Annotated in this window: 15 protein-coding genes, 2 tRNA genes, 2 rRNA genes and 1 other annotated feature (1 of these 20 cut by a window edge); of the genes, 8 read left to right on the forward strand and 11 right to left on the reverse strand. The window is 64.8% G+C overall.

The genetic code is table 11. The features are described 5' to 3' along the window. From HT578_RS05250 to HT578_RS05265, 4 genes are all read right to left on the reverse strand, one after another. Positions 1–188: ribosomal RNA gene (locus HT578_RS05250) — 23S ribosomal RNA — on the reverse strand; it reaches 2,604 nt to the left of the window's first position. Positions 189–439: 251 nt separating this feature from the next. Then, a tRNA-Ala gene (locus HT578_RS05255) sits at positions 440–515 on the reverse strand. 121 nt (positions 516–636) lie between these two features. After that, positions 637–713, reverse strand: a tRNA-Ile gene (locus HT578_RS05260). Between the two features lie 176 nt (positions 714–889). Continuing rightward, a 16S ribosomal RNA gene (locus tag HT578_RS05265) occupies positions 890–2,372 on the reverse strand. The 16S and 23S rRNA genes sit together here with 2 tRNA genes alongside, the layout of an rRNA operon. Positions 2,373–3,008: 636 nt before the next feature. On the opposite strand from HT578_RS05265, the gene HT578_RS05270 reads away from it, so the two are divergent. From HT578_RS05270 to HT578_RS05295, 6 genes are all read left to right on the forward strand, one after another. Continuing rightward, positions 3,009–4,010: a glycosyltransferase gene (locus HT578_RS05270; protein ID WP_213502489.1), complete on the forward strand. Its 1,002-nt coding sequence runs from the start codon at positions 3,009–3,011 to the stop codon at positions 4,008–4,010. Further along, complete coding sequence (locus HT578_RS05275) at positions 4,007–5,467, forward strand: oligosaccharide flippase family protein (RefSeq protein WP_213502491.1); 1,461 nt, start codon at positions 4,007–4,009, stop codon at positions 5,465–5,467. The genes HT578_RS05270 and HT578_RS05275 overlap by 4 nt, the downstream gene beginning before the upstream one ends. Positions 5,468–5,478: 11 nt before the next feature. Then, on the forward strand, positions 5,479–6,342 hold the full coding sequence (locus tag HT578_RS05280; protein ID WP_213502493.1) for a glycosyl transferase: 864 nt from the start codon (positions 5,479–5,481) through the stop codon (positions 6,340–6,342). A 60-nt stretch (positions 6,343–6,402) separates the two neighbouring features. Then, entirely contained in the window at positions 6,403–8,223 is a 1,821-nt protein-coding gene (locus tag HT578_RS05285; RefSeq protein ID WP_213502495.1) for an ABCB family ABC transporter ATP-binding protein/permease, read from the forward strand. A 40-nt stretch (positions 8,224–8,263) separates the two neighbouring features. Continuing rightward, positions 8,264–8,608, forward strand: coding sequence for a DUF4919 domain-containing protein (locus HT578_RS05290; RefSeq protein ID WP_213502497.1), 345 nt, complete (start codon positions 8,264–8,266; stop codon positions 8,606–8,608). An 82-nt stretch (positions 8,609–8,690) separates the two neighbouring features. Beyond that, positions 8,691–8,746, forward strand: a sequence feature (sul1 is cis-regulatory element that is thought to sense ions involved in sulfur or methionine metabolism; They are found in Alphaproteobacteria). Between the two features lie 82 nt (positions 8,747–8,828). Then, entirely contained in the window at positions 8,829–10,313 is a 1,485-nt protein-coding gene (locus HT578_RS05295) for a SulP family inorganic anion transporter (protein WP_213502498.1), read from the forward strand. 277 nt (positions 10,314–10,590) lie between these two features. Here the strand turns inward: HT578_RS05295 and HT578_RS05300 are convergent, their stop codons facing one another. From HT578_RS05300 to HT578_RS05325, 6 genes are all read right to left on the reverse strand, one after another. After that, positions 10,591–10,797, reverse strand: coding sequence for a DUF1737 domain-containing protein (locus HT578_RS05300; RefSeq protein WP_039392662.1), 207 nt, complete (start codon positions 10,795–10,797; stop codon positions 10,591–10,593). Positions 10,798–10,824: 27 nt separating this feature from the next. Continuing rightward, positions 10,825–11,520 carry a phytanoyl-CoA dioxygenase family protein gene (locus tag HT578_RS05305; RefSeq protein ID WP_239026493.1) on the reverse strand — a complete coding sequence of 232 codons (696 nt, stop codon included), beginning with the start codon at positions 11,518–11,520 and terminating at the stop codon, positions 10,825–10,827. A gap of 190 nt (positions 11,521–11,710) precedes the next feature. Continuing rightward, positions 11,711–12,106, reverse strand: coding sequence for an ACT domain-containing protein (locus HT578_RS05310; RefSeq protein ID WP_039392660.1), 396 nt, complete (start codon positions 12,104–12,106; stop codon positions 11,711–11,713). Next, positions 12,106–13,407: an ATP-dependent protease ATPase subunit HslU gene (gene hslU / locus HT578_RS05315; protein ID WP_039392659.1), complete on the reverse strand. Its 1,302-nt coding sequence runs from the start codon at positions 13,405–13,407 to the stop codon at positions 12,106–12,108. Before hslU ends, HT578_RS05310 begins: the two co-directional genes overlap by 1 nt. Positions 13,408–13,424: 17 nt before the next feature. Then, a complete protein-coding gene (hslV, locus tag HT578_RS05320; RefSeq protein ID WP_039392658.1) occupies positions 13,425–13,997 on the reverse strand; it encodes an ATP-dependent protease subunit HslV in 573 nt (190 codons plus the stop codon). 156 nt (positions 13,998–14,153) lie between these two features. Then, a complete protein-coding gene (locus HT578_RS05325; RefSeq protein WP_052322419.1) occupies positions 14,154–14,648 on the reverse strand; it encodes an outer membrane protein assembly factor BamE in 495 nt (164 codons plus the stop codon). 191 nt (positions 14,649–14,839) lie between these two features. Here HT578_RS05325 and HT578_RS05330 point away from each other — a divergent pair, with 191 nt between their 5' ends. Together HT578_RS05330 and HT578_RS05335 are read left to right on the forward strand one after the other, a co-directional pair. Continuing rightward, complete coding sequence (locus tag HT578_RS05330) at positions 14,840–15,379, forward strand: ubiquinol-cytochrome C chaperone family protein (RefSeq protein WP_039392656.1); 540 nt, start codon at positions 14,840–14,842, stop codon at positions 15,377–15,379. Next, complete coding sequence (locus HT578_RS05335; protein ID WP_213502500.1) at positions 15,376–15,930, forward strand: YceD family protein; 555 nt, start codon at positions 15,376–15,378, stop codon at positions 15,928–15,930. Before HT578_RS05330 ends, HT578_RS05335 begins: the two co-directional genes overlap by 4 nt. Before the next feature lie 96 nt (positions 15,931–16,026). Here HT578_RS05335 and ssb read toward each other — a convergent pair whose 3' ends face one another. Next, complete coding sequence (ssb, locus tag HT578_RS05340; protein WP_213502502.1) at positions 16,027–16,644, reverse strand: single-stranded DNA-binding protein; 618 nt, start codon at positions 16,642–16,644, stop codon at positions 16,027–16,029. Positions 16,645–16,747 lie beyond the last annotated feature (103 nt).

Below are 16,747 nucleotides of genomic sequence, written 5' to 3' on the forward strand. Positions count from 1 at the left end.
TACCTTATCCACCTCACTCAAAAGCTGCCGAAGCAACCATCGAGAGAAATGGTGAAGGTGGGTTTCCCCATTCGGAAATCGCCGGATCAAAGTTTGCTCACAACTCCCCGACGCTTATCGCAGCGTGCCACGTCCTTCATCGCCTGTACATGCCAAGGCATCCACCAGATGCTCTTACCTCACGCTTGAGAATCCACACCATCAACGACAGCCCTGCATAGAGACTGCGTCGTAATAGGTGCGGACGATTTATCTCAGCCAGATAATAAAATCTGTTGTAACGCATGGTTGATTACCCAACGTCTGGATAATCCATGCGCCACGGCATCGATTAAAAAACCCATTCACAATGTCAAAGATCTGCGGGCAAATCCCGCTAACCGGTCCGAAGACCGGAACTGTTTCGCTTCATCGCTGGAGTACTGTTCGTGTGTACGGCTGGTGGAGCCTATCGGGATCGAACCGATGACCTGATGCTTGCAAAGCAACCGCTCTCCCAGCTGAGCTAAGGCCCCGTATTTGCCAGCCTCAAGCGCCGGCGTCGACATGCGTCGACTTGGCTATCCTCGCATAAGCTCGGACGGCCGTTCGGCCTTGCGAACCTGACGGTTCGGTTAGCTTGCCCTGCCTGGCACGTGGTGGGCCTGAGTGGATTCGAACCACTGACCTCACCCTTATCAGGGGTGCGCTCTAACCAACTGAGCTACAGGCCCACGTGCCTGCCATCGCTGACCCTGTGGGCCGCGGGCGGCGTGAGCCAGCTCAGGCGTACAACGCTCATCTGAGCGTTATCTCCAGTGATGAAGGGACATGAGGACGACGGCATGTTCTTTGGAAGAAGCGAAGCTCTTCCCGGCTCAAGGCCAGGCGCTTTCGTTTCAATCCTTAGAAAGGAGGTGATCCAGCCGCAGGTTCCCCTACGGCTACCTTGTTACGACTTCACCCCAGTCGCTGATCCCACCGTGGTTAGCTGCCTCCTTGCGGTTAGCACACTACCTTCGGGTGAAACCAACTCCCATGGTGTGACGGGCGGTGTGTACAAGGCCTGGGAACGTATTCACCGCGGCATGCTGATCCGCGATTACTAGCGATTCCGCCTTCATGCTCTCGAGTTGCAGAGAACAATCCGAACTGAGACGGCTTTTGGAGATTAGCTTGTGCTCGCGCACTTGCTGCCCACTGTCACCGCCATTGTAGCACGTGTGTAGCCCAGCGTGTAAGGGCCATGAGGACTTGACGTCATCCCCACCTTCCTCCGGCTTATCACCGGCAGTTTCCTTAGAGTGCCCAACCAAATGCTGGCAACTAGGATGAGGGTTGCGCTCGTTGCGGGACTTAACCCAACATCTCACGACACGAGCTGACGACAGCCATGCAGCACCTGTCACTCATCCAGCCGAACTGAAGAAATCCATCTCTGGAAATCGCGATGAGGATGTCAAACGCTGGTAAGGTTCTGCGCGTTGCTTCGAATTAAACCACATGCTCCACCGCTTGTGCAGGCCCCGTCAATTCCTTTGAGTTTTAATCTTGCGACCGTACTCCCGTGCGGATAACTTAATGCGTTAGCTGCGCCACCCAAATTCCAAGAACCCGGACAGCTAGTTATCATCGTTTACGGTGTGGACTACCGTGGTATCTAATCCTGTTTGCTCCCACACTTTCGCACCTCAGCGTCAATACTTGTCCAGTCAGTCGCCTTCGCCACTGGTGTTCTTCCGAATATCTACGAATTTCACCTCTACACTCGGAATTCCACTGACCTCTCCAAGATTCTAGTCACCTAGTTTCAAAGGCAGTTCCGGAGTTGAGCTCCGGGCTTTCACCTCTGACTTGAGTAACCGCCTACGCGCGCTTTACGCCCAGTAATTCCGAACAACGCTAGCTCCCTCCGTATTACCGCGGCTGCTGGCACGGAGTTAGCCGGAGCTTATTCTCCAGGTACTGTCATTATCATCCCTGGTAAAAGAGCTTTACAACCCTAAGGCCTTCATCACTCACGCGGCATTGCTGGATCAGGCTTTCGCCCATTGTCCAATATTCCCCACTGCTGCCTCCCGTAGGAGTCTGGGCCGTGTCTCAGTCCCAGTGTGGCTGATCATCCTCTCAGACCAGCTAAGGATCGTCGGCTTGGTAGGCCTTTACCCCACCAACTACCTAATCCTGCGCGGGCTCATCTCTTGGCGATAAATCTTTGGACCGAAGTCATCATCCGGTATTAGCAGTAATTTCTCACTGTTATTCCGAACCAAGAGGCAGATTCCCACGTGTTACGCACCCGTGCGCCACTAACCCCGAAGGGTTCGTTCGACTTGCATGTGTTAGGCATGCCGCCAGCGTTCGTTCTGAGCCAGGATCAAACTCTCAAGTTTGTGAAACAACATTCACGGCACAAAGCCTAAGCCTTGCCAGCCGCAAACATCGAAACCTTCGGGAGCCGATACCTGCACTTGTCAAACGTATGGAAACGAAGGACATATAAGGCATCGGCTTGATTTAAACTGCACCATAGAGCCCGAAGCTCCCAAGGCGCAGGCGCCGTCGCCCACATGTCCCTTCATCTAAAAACCAACAATGTCAAAGATCCAACCACACCCGCCCGAAGACGGAAACAACCGGACAACCATCCATCCCCGCTTCCTAAGACCCGGGGAACAAGCTGTCCGTCTATCGTGGCGACCACCCCGAAGCGCCGTGTTTGGCGGCGTGCTTCGCTGCGGTGAGAGGCCCTCTAAGTGAGCCCTGCGATTCGGTCAAACCCTTTTTTCAAAAAAGTTTCATCAAATCATGCCAGACCGGTTTGTTCCGGCCTGCGGCCTATGTGGGGAGCCTGCTCGTGCACTTCAAGTGGCCGCCGTGGCGCAGCCGGGATGCGCTTTTTTGTCCCGGTCTGGGCATTTGCCATCAGACGGTTTGTTTACCTGCCAGCCTTAGCCTAGGGTTTCGAGTTCGAAATCCTGTACCCTGGGAAACGGGGGCAGGACGCCCAATGGGAATACGCGCGCCTGATGTCCTCCTGCCCACCTCCTGCCATCAGCGTGGTCCTGAGCGTCTACAATGGGGAACGCTATCTGGCGCAGGCCATCGAGAGCGTGTTGGCCCAGACCTTTGCCGACTTCGAGTTCCTCATCCTCGACGACGGATCGCGCGACGGCTCGCGGGCGATCCTGGAGCGCTATGCAAGGCGCGATGCGCGTATTCGCCTGACCTTGCGCGAAAACAGGGGCCTGATCGTCAGCCTCAACGAGCTTGTCGTCCTGGCACAGGCCCCGATCATTGCGCGCATGGACGCCGACGACATCTGCCGCTCGGACCGCTTTGCCCTCCAATATGCCTTCCTGGATGCCCATCCCGAGTACGGGGTTGTGGGCAGCTGGAGCGCGGACATCGACGCCGAGGGCCGCCCGCTCCCCCCGATCGGCGCGGATCACCCGTGCACCCACGACGAGATGCTGGCCGCGATTGCCCGGGGCGGCCAGCTCATCTGCCACCCCTCGGCCATGATGCGCCGTTCGGTTGTCGTGGACGCGGGCGGATACCACGCCGCCTTCCGGCACTGCGAGGATCTGGACCTGTGGCTGCGCCTTGCCAGCCTCACTCACCTTGGCAACATTCCCGAGAGATTGCTCCAGTACCGGCGCTATCCCGAGCAAGTCTCCTCGCGCCACGCGACCGAGCAGCAGATCGGGAGCGCGGTTGCCCGTCTCGCCTATGCCGAGCGTGCGGCCGGACGGAGCGACCCCACGGCCGATCTGGAACGCCTGCCGCCGCTTGACGCCTTTGACGATCTCTTCGGCCGCGAAGGCGTGACGCGCACGCTGCGCAGCGAGATCGCCCTGCACCTTGTCTATTCGCGCGAAGCAATGGGCGGAGATGGCTTTGCCCTGCTTTTGCAGCACGTCGAGGATGGGGGCGAGACGCAGGGCCTGTGGCGTACCGTAATACGGCTTGTGCGCTTTGGCCTGCCGGGCCGTGCGCTGCGCCTCGCCAGGGCCTTGCGCGCACGATGAGTGTCCGCGGCGCCGCCCTGTGGTCGATGGGCGCACAGTACGCGACCTTCACCGTCCAGTTTGCCGCGAGCGTCATCATCTCGCGCTTCTTCCTCCTGCCTGCCGACGTCGGCCTCTTCTCCATCGCGCTCGCTGCGGCGATGCTCGTCTCCATCTTTCAGGACCTGGGCATTACCCGCTTCATCTCGGGCCAGCCGCAGATGGAGCCGGGCGCCCTGCCGTTCTATGCAGGCGTCGCGGTGACGATTGGCTGGTCGGTGGCGCTTGTCGTTACGCTGGCCGCGCCGCTCGTAGCGCACCTTTACGAAGAGCCGGCCCTCGCCCCGCTGCTGTGGCTGATCGCGGCCTCCTATCTTATCACCCCCTACGCCACGGTCCCCGCCGCCCTGCTGGTGCGCGCGATGGATTTTCGCGCGCTGTTCAAGGTGAATGCAGGCAGCGCGCTGGCCGGGAACGGCACGGCAGTGGCGCTGGCGGCGATGGGCTTTGGAGCCGGGTCCCTCGCCTGGGGTGTTCTGGCCACCGCGCTTGTGCGCGCCGCGCTTGCCAACTGGCAGCGCCCGGTGCGCCCCCGCCTGCCCCGCGTGCTCGCGGCTGTCCGGCCCATGCTCGGCTTCAGTTCGATGTCCTTTGTCCTGAGCGCGAGCGCAGCCATCGGACAGCGCTCGCAGGACCTCATCGTCGGGCGCCTTCTGGGCCTTGCCGCGACCGGCCTGTTTTCGCGTGCGAGTGCGCTTGCCGGACAGCTCACCACCCTGCTGACGGGCGCCATCGGCACCGTCTTCTACGCCGCCTTTGCCCGTAAACGCGATGCGGGCGAGCCGCTGGCCGAACCCTATCTGCACCTTGTCGCCTGCTATACCGCGCTCAACTGGGCCGCGATGCTGGGCCTGGCGCTTGCCGCCGAACCGCTGGTGATGCTGCTCTATGGCCCCAACTGGATGGGCACGGCCTCGCTGCTGCGCTGGACGGCGCTGGGTGAGATCTTCTTCGTGGCCGTCCCCCTGCAGATGGATGTGCCGCTGCTGCTGGGGCAGATCCGGCGCCTCGTCTGGGTGAACCTGCTCGACACCTTCGCCGCAGTCGCGATCCTGACCGCGGGTGCCTGGATCAGCCTGGAAGCCGCGGGCCTGAGCCGCATTGCCTATGGCTTCGTGTGGTGGGTGATCTACGCCAGCTATCTCGCACGCCTCATGGCCTTTCCCTTCACCGCGCTGCTGCGCGTGTACCTGCGCAGCGGCACCTGCGCGCTCGCGGCGGGCCTCCCGCTTCTGCTTGCCCGGTGGAGCGGACACGGCGGGGCCGAGATGCCCTTCCTGCACCTTCTCGCCCTTTCGGGTCTGGGCGTCGGGCTCTGGCTGATCACCCTTGCCCTCACCCGCCACCCGGCCTGGGGCGAGGTGCGCGCGATGCTCACCGCCCTCGCAACCCCGCTGCGCGCGCGGCTCGGCCGCTGAGGAGAACGCCCATGCGCATGGCCTATCTCATCCTTGCCCACGACAACGCCGCGCAATTGGGTCGGCTCGTCGAGCGCCTGCTCGTGTCCGGAAACGAGGACATCGCGATCATCCACGCCGACCGCGCCTCGCTGCTCTGGCCCGAGCTGGAAGGCGAGCTTCCCGGACCTGCAGGGCGCGTCCATCTCATTGCCGATCCGGTGACCGTGCGCTGGGGCCACTGGAGCCAGGTCGCCGCGGTCTCCAAGCTGGTGGGCGAGGCGCTGCGCCTTGGCTGCGATGCAGCGCACCTCATCAGCGGGGCCGACTGGCCGCTCCTGCCGCGCGCCGCGCTGGCGCAGGAAATGGCGAGGGGCATGTGCCATATCGAGGTGCGCCCCGGCCACCTGGAAGAGCGCATGCAGACCTACCGCTTCGACACGCGCTATCTGCGGCTCGATCCGCAGGAGGACGCGCGCGCCTATGCGGTGACCTGGCAACTACGCCGCCTTGCGCGCTGGGGGGATGGTGCAAGACGCCTCTTGCGCCTCGACCGGGCGCGCCCCTTCGGCCCGTGGTCCTACGGTGCGACCTGGTGGTCGCTTCCCGCCGATGCGCTGCAAATCCTGGGCGAGATCCTGCCCTGCACGCTCGCCTCCGGGCGCCTCAACGGCACCGTGTGCAGCGACGAACATGTCATTCCCACGATCATCGGCGCCCACTTTCCAGAGCGCATCGCCCCCAACCGCCGCTTCGTCGACTTCCCGCACGGCGCTTCGAGCCCGCGCACGTTGACGTGCGAAGACACGCCCGCCCTGGAGGCCAGCGGCGCCTTCTTCGCGCGCAAGTTCGACATGGGCCGCGATCCCTTCTTTCTCGACCTGCCCCGCAGCTGATACGCCCTGCCGTTCCTGCAAAGGGATGCAATTTGCGCGCAAGCCCCCTAGATAGCGCCCATGCCACCTGACAGCGCTGCTCCCAATTCCGATGCCAACCACGACGGCTGGCGCACCCTCCTGCGGTTCCTCCCCTATCTGTGGCCCCGGGAAAACAAAGCCTTGCGCGTGCGCATCGTCATTGCCTGCGTGTTCATCCTGGCCTCTACCGGCACGCAGCTGCTGCTGCCCTACCTCCTGCGCTGGGCGGTCGATGCCATGGGAGCCACCGGCCCCAAGCTGATCCAGCTCGCGATGTGGACGGTGCTGGGCTATGCGGCCGGACGCCTGCTCCAGACCAGCTTCGACAACTTGCGCAACATCGTCTTCGAGCGGGTCGGGCAGGACGCGACGCGCGCGCTGGCCGAGAACGTCTTTGGCCAGTTGCATCGCCTCTCGCTGCGCTTCCACCTCTCGCGCCGCACCGGCGAGATCACCAAGACCATCGAGCGCGGCACCAAGAGCATCGACACGATGCTCTACTTCATGCTCTTCAACATCGCGCCGACCGTGCTCCAGCTCGCGATCGTCGCGGTCATCTTCTACGTCAATTTCGGCCCCGGCCTTGTCGCCGCGACCGCCACCGCCATCGTCGCCTACATCTGGGTGACGCGCACGATCACCGAGTGGCGCACCAAGCTGCGCCAGCAGATGAACCGGCTCGACGGACAGGCGCTCGACCGCGCGGTGGATTCGCTCCTCAACTACGAGACGGTGAAGTACTTTGGCGCGGAAGCGCGCGAGCAGGAGCGCTATGCGTCCGCCACCCGCGCCTATGCCGAAGCGGCCGTAAAGAGCGAAAATTCGCTCGGCTTCCTCAACATCGCGCAGGCCGTGGTGACCAATCTCCTGATGGCGGGCGCGCTCGCCTGGACCGTCTGGGGCTGGTACCGGGGCGAGTACACGGCGGGTCAGCTGGTCTTCGTCCAGACCTACCTCACCCAGCTGTTCCGCCCGCTCGACATGCTCGGCATGGTCTACCGCACCATCCGCCAGGGCCTGATCGACATGGCCGAGATGTTCCGCCTGATCGACACCCAGGTCGAAGTGCCCGACCGCCCGAGCGCCCCCGCGCTCGCAATCCGCGAGCCCAGCGTCACCTTCGAGAACGTCGTCTTCGGCTACGAGCCCGACCGCACGATCCTCAAGGGCCTCTCCTTCCACGTCCCCGCCGGGCACAACGTTGCACTCGTGGGCCCCTCGGGCGCGGGCAAGTCGACCATCGCGCGCCTGCTCTTCCGCTTCTACGATCCGCTCGAAGGGCGCATCCTGATCGACGGGCAGGACATCCGCGAGGTGACCCAGGCGAGCCTGCGCGCCGCCATCGGCATCGTCCCGCAGGATTCGGTGCTGTTCAACGACACCATCGGCTACAACATCGCCTATGGCCGCGATGGTGCGGGCATCGCGGACGTGGAGGCCGCCGCGCGCGGCGCCGCGCTGATGCCGCTGATCGAGCGCCTCCCGCAGCGCTTCGACACCGAAGTGGGCGAGCGCGGGCTCAAGCTTTCAGGGGGCGAAAAGCAGCGCGTTGCCATTGCCCGCACGCTGGTCAAGAACCCGCCGATCCTGATGCTGGATGAGGCCACCAGCGCGCTCGACACGCGCACCGAGAAGGACATCCTGGGCACCCTCCAGCGCGTGTCGCGCGACCGCACCACGCTCTCCATCGCGCACCGTCTCTCGACCATCGCGGGCTCGGACCGCATCCTCGTCCTCAACGAGGGCCGGCTTGTCGAGAGCGCCAGCCACGGCGAGCTTCTCGCCCAGCGCGGGCTCTATGCCGAGATGTGGGCGCGCCAGGCCAGCGAAGCGGAAGATCTGGACGAAGCCGCCGAGTAACCTTAGCAACTTCCCTTTGAACCAGAGGAGGAGGGGTACGATGCGACGAGCTTCATGGGCCGCGCTTGCGCTGGCCGCTTTGATTGCGCCCACTGGCGCTCTTGCCGACAATACCGCGACCACGCAACCGGGCGCGGCGCAGGTCCCCAAGTCGATCGCCAAAATCCTCGCCAAAGGTGACGGTGCCACGCCAGAAACCGCTTACAAGGTACGTAGCGTCAAGCAGGAATACCAGGTTCTCGCCGCGTTTGGGATGCAGCGGCGACGGCAGGCCCTCGTCATGCAGGACAAGCCCTACGACCGGATCGAGGCGACCCATCCCGAAACCGGAGAGACGCGTACGTTCTGGTTCGACATCAGCGCATTTTTCGCTGCGGGCTTTTGAAGCCGCGGCGATGACCGCCCGCTAGCAGCTTGGTGCAGCGGGTTGCATTCAGCGCAGCCTTTGGGCAAAAGCGGCGCATTCGCAAGGACCCGGTGCAATTCCGGGTGGCTATCCCGGCCGCCGATCCGCCGGGCAACATCACACACATGCTTTTGAAGAACCCCGGTTTTTTGAATTGAAACCCGGCGCTCCCATGTGCCTGATGCGGAAAATTACCTAAATGAGCAGCTTTCTCGCCCACTACCGTCAGGGATGGCGGTCGAACATTCGCGCCGACGTGCTTTCGGGCCTCGTCGTCGGCCTCGCCCTGATCCCCGAAGCCATCGGCTTCTCGATCATCGCCGGGGTCGATCCGGCGGTCGGCCTCTGGGCCTCGGTCGCCATCGCGATCATCATTTCCTTCACCGGCGGGCGTCCCGCGATGGTCTCGGCCGCGACCGCTTCGGTGGCGGTGCTGGTCGGCCCGCTCGTGCGCGAGCACGGCGTCGACTATCTCTTTGCCGCGACCATCCTGATGGGCGTGTTCCAGATCATCGCAGGGATCCTGCGGCTGAACCTCGCCATGCAGTTCGTCTCGCGCTCGGTCATCACCGGCTTCGTCAACGCGCTCGCCATCCTGATCTTCATGGCCCAGCTGCCCGAGCTGACCGGCGTCACCTGGCACACCTACGCCATGATCGCGGGCGGTCTTGCCATCATCTACCTGCTGCCGCGCCTGACCACCGCCGTCCCCTCGCCGCTGGTCGCCATTGCGGTCCTGACCGCAATCTCGCTGACCTTCGACACCCCGGTCCACACCGTGGGCGAGATGGGCGAGCTGCCCAAGGGCCTGCCCTCCTTCGGCCTGCCGCAGGTCCCGCTGACGTTCGAGACGCTGCAGATCATCACCCCCACCGCGCTTGCGATGGCGGCGGTCGGCCTGCTCGAGACGCTGCTCACCGCGCAGATCGTCGATGACATGACCGGTACCGATTCCTACAAGCGTATCGAGTGCCGCGGCCAGGGCATCGCCAACATCATCGCCGCCCTGTTCGGCGGCATGGGCGGCTGCGCGATGATCGGCCAGTCGGTCATCAACGTCACCTCGGGTGGCCGCGGGCGCCTTTCCACGCTGACAGCGGGTATCTTCCTGTTCATCCTCCTCGCCGCGCTGGGTCCCTGGGTCGGCCAGGTGCCGATGCCCAGCCTCGTTGCGGTGATGATCATGGTCTCGATCGGCACGTTTTCGTGGAACTCGATCCCCAACCTCAAGCGCCACCCCTGGCAGAGCTCGGTGGTCATGGTCGCAACCGTCGTCACCGTGGTCGCCACCAGCGACCTGTCGAAGGGCGTGATCGTGGGTGTGCTCCTTTCAGGCGTGTTCTTCGCCCAGAAGGTCCAGCGCCTCTTTACGCTGGAGCGCACGGTCGAGGGCGACACCGCCACCTACCGCGTCGCGGGCCAGATCTTCTTCGCCTCGGTCCACCGCTTCATCGAGCAGATGGACGCGGCCAGCGAGACGGCCCCCAAGGTCGTGATCGACATGGAGAAGGCGCACCTGTGGGACATCTCCTCGGTCGAGGCGCTCGACAAGGTCGTTGCTGAACTGGCCAAGGGCGGCGCGGACGTGCGCGTCGTGGGCTACAACCGGGCAAGCGCGGACATCGTCGACAAGTTCGCCGCGCACGACAAGACCGGCTTCGAACTGGGCACCGTGCCGCACTGATTGTTTCTCCGGGAACCGGGTAGCTGTTCAAGGGTTGGAAATAAACGAACCCTTGACTGCCCCGCCCGAGTTCCCGGAGTCCCCCGTTGAAACGTTCCCTGCGCCACCTGCCCGACCTGACGACCACCCTCCTCTACGCCGCCGCGCTGGCTCCTGCCGCTGCGATGCTGCTGGTGGTCAGCCCCTTCCAGGTCTGACAGATACGCCTTCCGGACACGAAAAAGGGCGAGACGGTCTCCACCGCCTCGCCCTTTTTCGTGTTCGCCGACCGTACAGGTCACATGACGACATCAGCCTCGTGCCAGATCACCGCCTGGGCCGCCTTCATGCAGTTCTCGGCCGTATCCCAGCTCATCGTGGGCGAACCGTAGAGCCGCCAGCCCTGCTCCAGAGCCTCGGAAATCCGCTCGCAGAAGGCGCGGTCGTCCTTGCCGGTAAGCAGGCGATAGATCGGGCGGTCTTCGGGCGTCTCGTATTGCGACATGGGCGCGGCATCCTTTCCAAATGGCGTTTACCCGATGCCTAGCCACTCCAGAGGCGCAGGCAAGCCCTGCCCGCAATAATCCACCTGCAACACGCGCCGTCCCGTCGCGCGTCCGTCCGCGGGATCGGACGCATGCAGGATCGGCGTGCGGTAGAACCAGACGTCCCCGGTGTCGGCGAGGCAGATGGCCTGCTGCGATTGCGCCACCTGTGCCTCCACGTCCGCCACTGGAACCCGCCCCCACCTGTGCGAGCCGCACGCGATGCGCAGCGGCGCATTGCCGCCATCGACCGGATCGAGGTGAATGCGCAGGGTCATCATCGCCTCGATCAGCGCGAACGGCGGCTCGACATGGCAAATGCCCTGCTTGACGCTCCAGGGACCATAGCCCGGCACGTCATGGCGCGTACGCACGGCAATGGTGCGGTCCTGATGCCAGCCCAGCGCCCAGTTTCGATCCGCGCGCTTGTCGAACAGCACCGCGCGTACCGGCTGCATCGGGCGTCCGGCCCGAGCCTCGACCTCGCCGCCCACGCAGCTCCCCGCGCCAAGCAATGTCTCCAGTCCCGGCGCGTCGGAAAGCCGCAGGCCCGCCTGTCCGACCGGGTAGTCGGCAAATTCAGCCAGAAGCGCGGGCAGGATCGAGTTGGCGAGCCCCGCGACGCGGCAGGCTCCGTCGCGATCCAGGTCCAGCACCACGGGGCAAGGATGTGTGGTGTTCATCACGTTGGGGGATCTCTCTTCACGCACGCGTCGCGTTTACAAGAAGAGAAACAGGAATCCGATTCAAGGGGCCATCGCCCCTTGCTCCCCTTCTCGGCAACCGCGCCTTTCGCAGCCAAGGCCGCGTGCGGGACGTAACCTGGACCGTTTCGGGAGCCCGAGGGCGATGGCCCTCGGAAAGTCCTTCTTCTTACCCAGCCTTCGACTGGAGCGCCGCCAGCACGGCGAGCGCCCGGTCCTTCTCGGCAAAGGGAACGAAGACGTGATCGTGGTGGAAGGCGGCGACCATGTTGCAGGCAATGCCGGCCTCGGCCAGCGCGGTGGAAACGGCCGCCGTCAGGCCGTGTCCATCGAGCGCGGAGTGCACTTCCAGCACGATGCGCGCCATGGGAAGCGAGGTGTCGTGCCCCGCCATTTCGGCGAACGCGAGGGGAAGGATCTGCGAGAGACCTTCCGCCTCGGCAAAGCTGGCGATGGCCTGCGTGAGCGGCGCGCCGCCGGTGCAGAAAATCCAGGTTTCGGGATCGAGCCGGGGCGACATCCCCGCGATCATCGCGCGTCCCTCGCGCACCGGCCCGTCCGTCATTACAGGATGTACTTGGAAAGATCGGCGTTGCCGGCCAGACCTTCGAGCTTCTCGCGCACGTAGGCCTCGTCGATCGTCACCGTCTCGCCGCCACGGTCCTCGGCCTCGAAGGAGAGCTCCTCGAAGAGCTTTTCCATGACCGTCTGGAGGCGGCGGGCGCCGATGTTCTCGACGCTTTCGTTCACCTGCGCGGCGATCTTCGCGACTTCGCGCACCGCGCCCTCGGTCATCTCGATGGTGAGGTCCTCGGTGCCCAGCAGCGCCTTGTACTGGGCGACCAGGTTGGCGCGCGTTTCGGACAGAATGCGCACGAAGTCGGCCTCGGTCAGCGCCTTCAATTCGACGCGGATCGGCAGGCGGCCCTGGAGTTCGGGCAGCATGTCCGAAGGCTTGGAGACGTGGAACGCGCCCGAGGCGACGAAGAGGACATGGTCTGTCTTCATCGCGCCGTACTTGGTGGCGACGGTCGTGCCCTCGATCAGCGGCAGGAGGTCGCGCTGCACGCCCTCGCGGCTGACGGTGCCGCCGCGCTGGTCCGAAACCGCGATCTTGTCGATTTCATCGAGGAAGACGATGCCGTTCTGCTCGGCATCGGCGATGGCGACGCGCTGGACATCGTCCTGATCGAGCCGCTTTTCCGATTCCTCGTCGACCAGCTTGTCCCAGGCCTCGGGCACCTTCATCTTGCGGCGCACGGTCTTCTGGCCGCCGAACGCCTTACCCATCATGTCGGAGAGATTGATCATCCCGACCGAGCCGCCCATGCCGGGGATCTCCATGGCGCCGCTTGGCGCGTCCTCGACCTCGATCTCGACTTCGGTGTCGTTCATCGCGTTCTGGGTGATGCGCTCGTGGAAGGCGGCGCGGGTGGCCTCGGAGGCGCCTTCGCCGACCAGCGCGTTGAGCAGGCGGTCCATCGCCGCCTTGCTGGCGGCCTCGCGCACGGATTCGCGGCGGCGCTCCTTCTCAAGCCGGATCGCTTCCTCGACGAGGTCACGGGCGATCTGTTCGACATCGCGGCCGACATAGCCCACTTCGGTGAACTTGGTCGCTTCCACCTTCACGAAGGGCGCATCGGCCAGCTTGGCGAGGCGGCGGCTGATCTCGGTCTTGCCGCAGCCCGTGGGGCCAATCATCAGGATGTTCTTGGGCGTCACCTCATCGCGCAGATCCGCGGAAAGGCGCTGACGCCGCCAGCGGTTGCGCAGCGCGACCGCGACGGCCTTCTTGGCCTCGGACTGGCCGATGATGTGCTCGTCGAGCGAAGCCACGATGGCCTTGGGGGTAAGGGTGTCTTTCATGGGTCTCTTCGCTGCAATCAGATGGTTTCGAGCGTGACACGGTCGTTCGTGAAGACGCAGATGTCGGCGGCGACCTGCATGGCCTTGCGCGCGATCTGTTCGGGATCCTCCTCGTAGGCGTCGAGCGCGCGCGCGGCGGCGAGCGCGTAGTTGCCGCCCGAACCGATCGAGGCGATCTGGCTATCTCCCAGCGCCTCGGGCTCGAGCACGTCGCCGTTGCCGGTGAGGATCAACAGCGAATCGGCGTCCGCCACGATCATCAGCGCTTCCAGGTTGCGCAGGTACTTGTCGGTGCGCCAGTCCTTGGCGAGCTCGACCGCCGCACGCATCAGCTGGCCGCGGTGCTGCTCCAGCTTGCGCTCAAGACGCTCGAACAGGGTGAAGGCATCGGCCGTTGCGCCCGCAAAGCCGGCGATGACCTTGCCGCCCTCACCGATGCGCCGGACCTTGCGCGCGTTGGGTTTCATGACGGTGTTGCCCATGGAGACCTGACCGTCTCCGGCGATCACCGTACGCCCGCCCTTGCGCACGCCGATGATCGTCGTCCCATGCCACTGTACCAGGCCGTGGCTCGCTGCATCGCTATTCATGGGCGAGGATATATGCCCGCATGTGTGCCGTTCAAGACATAGCCTGCGCCCGATTGCACACCCCCCACGCAAAAGGCGCGCGGGACTGTGCATCCCGCGCGCCTTTGCAATCGATCTGCGGCCCGGTTCCAGGCCGCGCTCTTCAAGCCGGAGCGATCAGCTGCCGTTCGGACCCGGGCCCTGCGGCGCCTGACCGCCGCCCATGCCGCCGGTGCCCACCGCGCCGATGTTGCCGAACAGGTCTTCGAGCAGCGAGCGGTGACGGCCCAGCGTGGGCGTCGTGTCGCCGTTGGGGCTGATCCGGGCGACCTGCTCCATGCCGCGGCGCTGAACATCCAGCACGTTGTCGTTGGCGTCGAACTGGACGCGGAACACGGTCTGCTGGTCGGTGCGCGGCTTGCGGAACGCGGGCGTCTTCACCGTCTGCGAGACATAGTACCAGTCCTTGGCGCCGAACTGGCTTTCGAACGTCGGGCGGCCCAGCGTGTGCTCCACCGACTGGCGGTTGTCGACGCCCGGCTGCACCGAATCGACCAGCGTCTGGTCCACGATGTACCCGCGATGGTCCTTGATCGAGCTGCAGCCCGCGACCAGCGCGCCGAGCGCGAGGAGCGCCCCTGCCGACCTGAGCTTCAAACCACGGTTACCCATCACTACACTCCAAAACCTCGGGGACATGGCGGGCAAGGATCCTTGCCAGCGCGCCTGCCGCCCATGTATCGGCATCAGGCCTTAAGGCCCCGCAAGCGCGTGCGCAATGGCTGTGCGCCCAAAGGGACCCGATTTGCACTGCCTGGCCAGTGCCGATTGAATTGCCGCTGAACGAAGGAGTGCTCTGCCCCGTGTCGTTGTTTTCCCGCCTCATGGGCACACGCAAGGCGCCGCGCACCGACATGCGCCCGCTCTGGCACCGCCTCGTGGAAATTGCCCGCGAGGAACACTGGTACGCGCGCGAGGGCGTTGCCGACACGGTGTCGGGCCGTTTCGATGCGGTGACGCTGGTGATGGCGCTGGCCATGCTGCGCATGGAGCGCGCCGCGCTGGACACCGAGGCCCCGGCCCCGCTCATCAATGCCTCCGCGCACCTCACCGAACTCTTCGTCGAGGACATGGACGGCCAGCTGCGCCAGTCGGGCGTGGGCGATCTGGTCGTGGGCAAGCGCATGGGCAAGCTGGTGAGCGTCCTTGGCGGACGCATCGGCGCGCTGCGCGACGCGCTTGCCCCGGACAGCGACACTGCGCTCGAGGACGTCCTCGCGCGCAACGTGACCCTTAACGAAGGCGCCTCGACCGCGGCGCTGGCCGAGGCCGTGCGCGCACTTCACACCACCTTCCAGTCCCTCTCCGACGACGATCTGCTAGCCGCAAGGATTGCGCGATGACCTCTTCCCCCGACGCCCCCTCTTCCGGCCCGAACCCGGCCCCCGAATTCTCGCACACGGTCGACGTGCGCCAGGTCGAAGGGCTGGCCCCGCGCCTGGAAGCGAACGAGACCGAGCGCGCCGCGCTTGCCAAACGCTTTGGCCTGGTGCGCCTCGACCGGCTCGTTGCCCAGCTTGAACTGAGCCGCAAGGAGCGCACCGTCTCGGTAAAGGGGACGCTCGATGCGGCCTGGGTGCAGACCTGCGCGATCTCGGCCGACGAACTTCCCGTGGAAATTTCGGGCGAACCCATCGATGTGCGCTTCGTACCCCAGCTGACCGGCTACGCGCCCGATGCCGAGATCGAGCTCGAAAGTGACGATCTCGACGAGATCGAATATTCGGGGACCTACGTCGACCTTGGCGAGGCGGTCGCGCAGTCGCTTGCGCTCTCGATCGACCCGTACCTGACCGGCCCCGACGCCGAAGCCGCGCGCACCAAGGCAGGCCTGTCGACACCCGAAGACAACAGCCCCTTTGCCGCGCTCAAGGGCCTGACCGGCAAGGACTGAGCCCACCGCACGGTCGGAATGCAAGAAGGGCGGGACACCCCAAGGTGTCCCGCCCTTCTTGCGTTGTGATCGCAGCTTCGATCAGAACGGCCAGAATCAGAACGGAATATCGTCGTCCAGATCGTCGCCGAAGCCGCCGCCCGAGGAGGACGAGGACGAACCGCCGCTGCGGCCCCAGTCGCTGCCGCCCGAGGACGCGCCGCCACCCGAGGAACCGCCGCCCCAGCTGTCGCCGCCACCCGACGAACCGCCCGAACGGCCCCAGTCGCCGCCGCCCGAAGACGAGCCGCCACCGCCGCCCCAGCTGTCACCGCCCGAGCTGCCGCCCATGCCGCCACCGCCGCGCTGGCCGCCGCCGCCGCCCGCGCTGTCGAGCATGGTCAGCACGCCGCCCACGCCAGCCACCGAGATCTCGGTGGTGTAACGGTCATTGCCGTCGCGGTCCTGCCACTTGCGGGTGCGCAGCTGGCCTTCGATGTAGACCTTCGAGCCCTTGCGCAGGAAACGCTCGGCGACGCCAACGAGGCCGTCGGACTGGAGCACGACCTGGTGCCACTCGGTGCGCTCGCGGCGCTCACCGGTCTGGCGGTCCTTCCAGGTTTCCGAGGTCGCGATGCGCAGGTTCGCCACGCGCCCGCCGTTCTGGAACGACTTCACTTCGGGGTCGGCCCCGAGGTTGCCGACGAGGATGACCTTGTTGACGCTGCCTGCCATGGATGAATCGCTTTCTTCTGAATTTCGGCCACCGGGGTTAGCGAAAGGCCGACCGGGACGCGAGTCGTGCGTCCCGGTTTTTGAACAGCCCTGCCCGGAATCC

The sequence above is a fragment of the Novosphingobium decolorationis genome, from assembly GCF_018417475.1.
In the GTDB taxonomy this organism is placed as follows: Bacteria; Pseudomonadota; Alphaproteobacteria; order Sphingomonadales; family Sphingomonadaceae; genus Novosphingobium; species Novosphingobium decolorationis.

Excerpts from the sequence above, each read along its gene's own strand:
- hslU (WP_039392659.1), bottom strand. The coding sequence starts at position 13,407 with ATGAAAGACACCCTTACCCCCAAGGCCATCGTGGCTTCGCTCGACGAG.
- HT578_RS05335 (WP_213502500.1), top strand. The coding sequence starts at position 15,376 with ATGACCTCTTCCCCCGACGCCCCCTCTTCCGGCCCGAACCCGGCCCCC.
- HT578_RS05325 (WP_052322419.1), bottom strand. The coding sequence starts at position 14,648 with ATGGGTAACCGTGGTTTGAAGCTCAGGTCGGCAGGGGCGCTCCTCGCG.
- HT578_RS05290 (WP_213502497.1), top strand. The coding sequence starts at position 8,264 with ATGCGACGAGCTTCATGGGCCGCGCTTGCGCTGGCCGCTTTGATTGCG.
- HT578_RS05300 (WP_039392662.1), bottom strand. The coding sequence starts at position 10,797 with ATGTCGCAATACGAGACGCCCGAAGACCGCCCGATCTATCGCCTGCTT.
- ssb (WP_213502502.1), bottom strand. The coding sequence starts at position 16,644 with ATGGCAGGCAGCGTCAACAAGGTCATCCTCGTCGGCAACCTCGGGGCC.
- HT578_RS05275 (WP_213502491.1), top strand. The coding sequence starts at position 4,007 with ATGAGTGTCCGCGGCGCCGCCCTGTGGTCGATGGGCGCACAGTACGCG.
- hslV (WP_039392658.1), bottom strand. The coding sequence starts at position 13,997 with ATGAATAGCGATGCAGCGAGCCACGGCCTGGTACAGTGGCATGGGACG.
- HT578_RS05285 (WP_213502495.1), top strand. The coding sequence starts at position 6,403 with ATGCCACCTGACAGCGCTGCTCCCAATTCCGATGCCAACCACGACGGC.
- HT578_RS05280 (WP_213502493.1), top strand. The coding sequence starts at position 5,479 with ATGCGCATGGCCTATCTCATCCTTGCCCACGACAACGCCGCGCAATTG.
- HT578_RS05305 (WP_239026493.1), bottom strand. The coding sequence starts at position 11,520 with ATGAACACCACACATCCTTGCCCCGTGGTGCTGGACCTGGATCGCGAC.
- HT578_RS05270 (WP_213502489.1), top strand. The coding sequence starts at position 3,009 with ATGTCCTCCTGCCCACCTCCTGCCATCAGCGTGGTCCTGAGCGTCTAC.
- HT578_RS05295 (WP_213502498.1), top strand. The coding sequence starts at position 8,829 with ATGAGCAGCTTTCTCGCCCACTACCGTCAGGGATGGCGGTCGAACATT.
- HT578_RS05310 (WP_039392660.1), bottom strand. The coding sequence starts at position 12,106 with ATGACGGACGGGCCGGTGCGCGAGGGACGCGCGATGATCGCGGGGATG.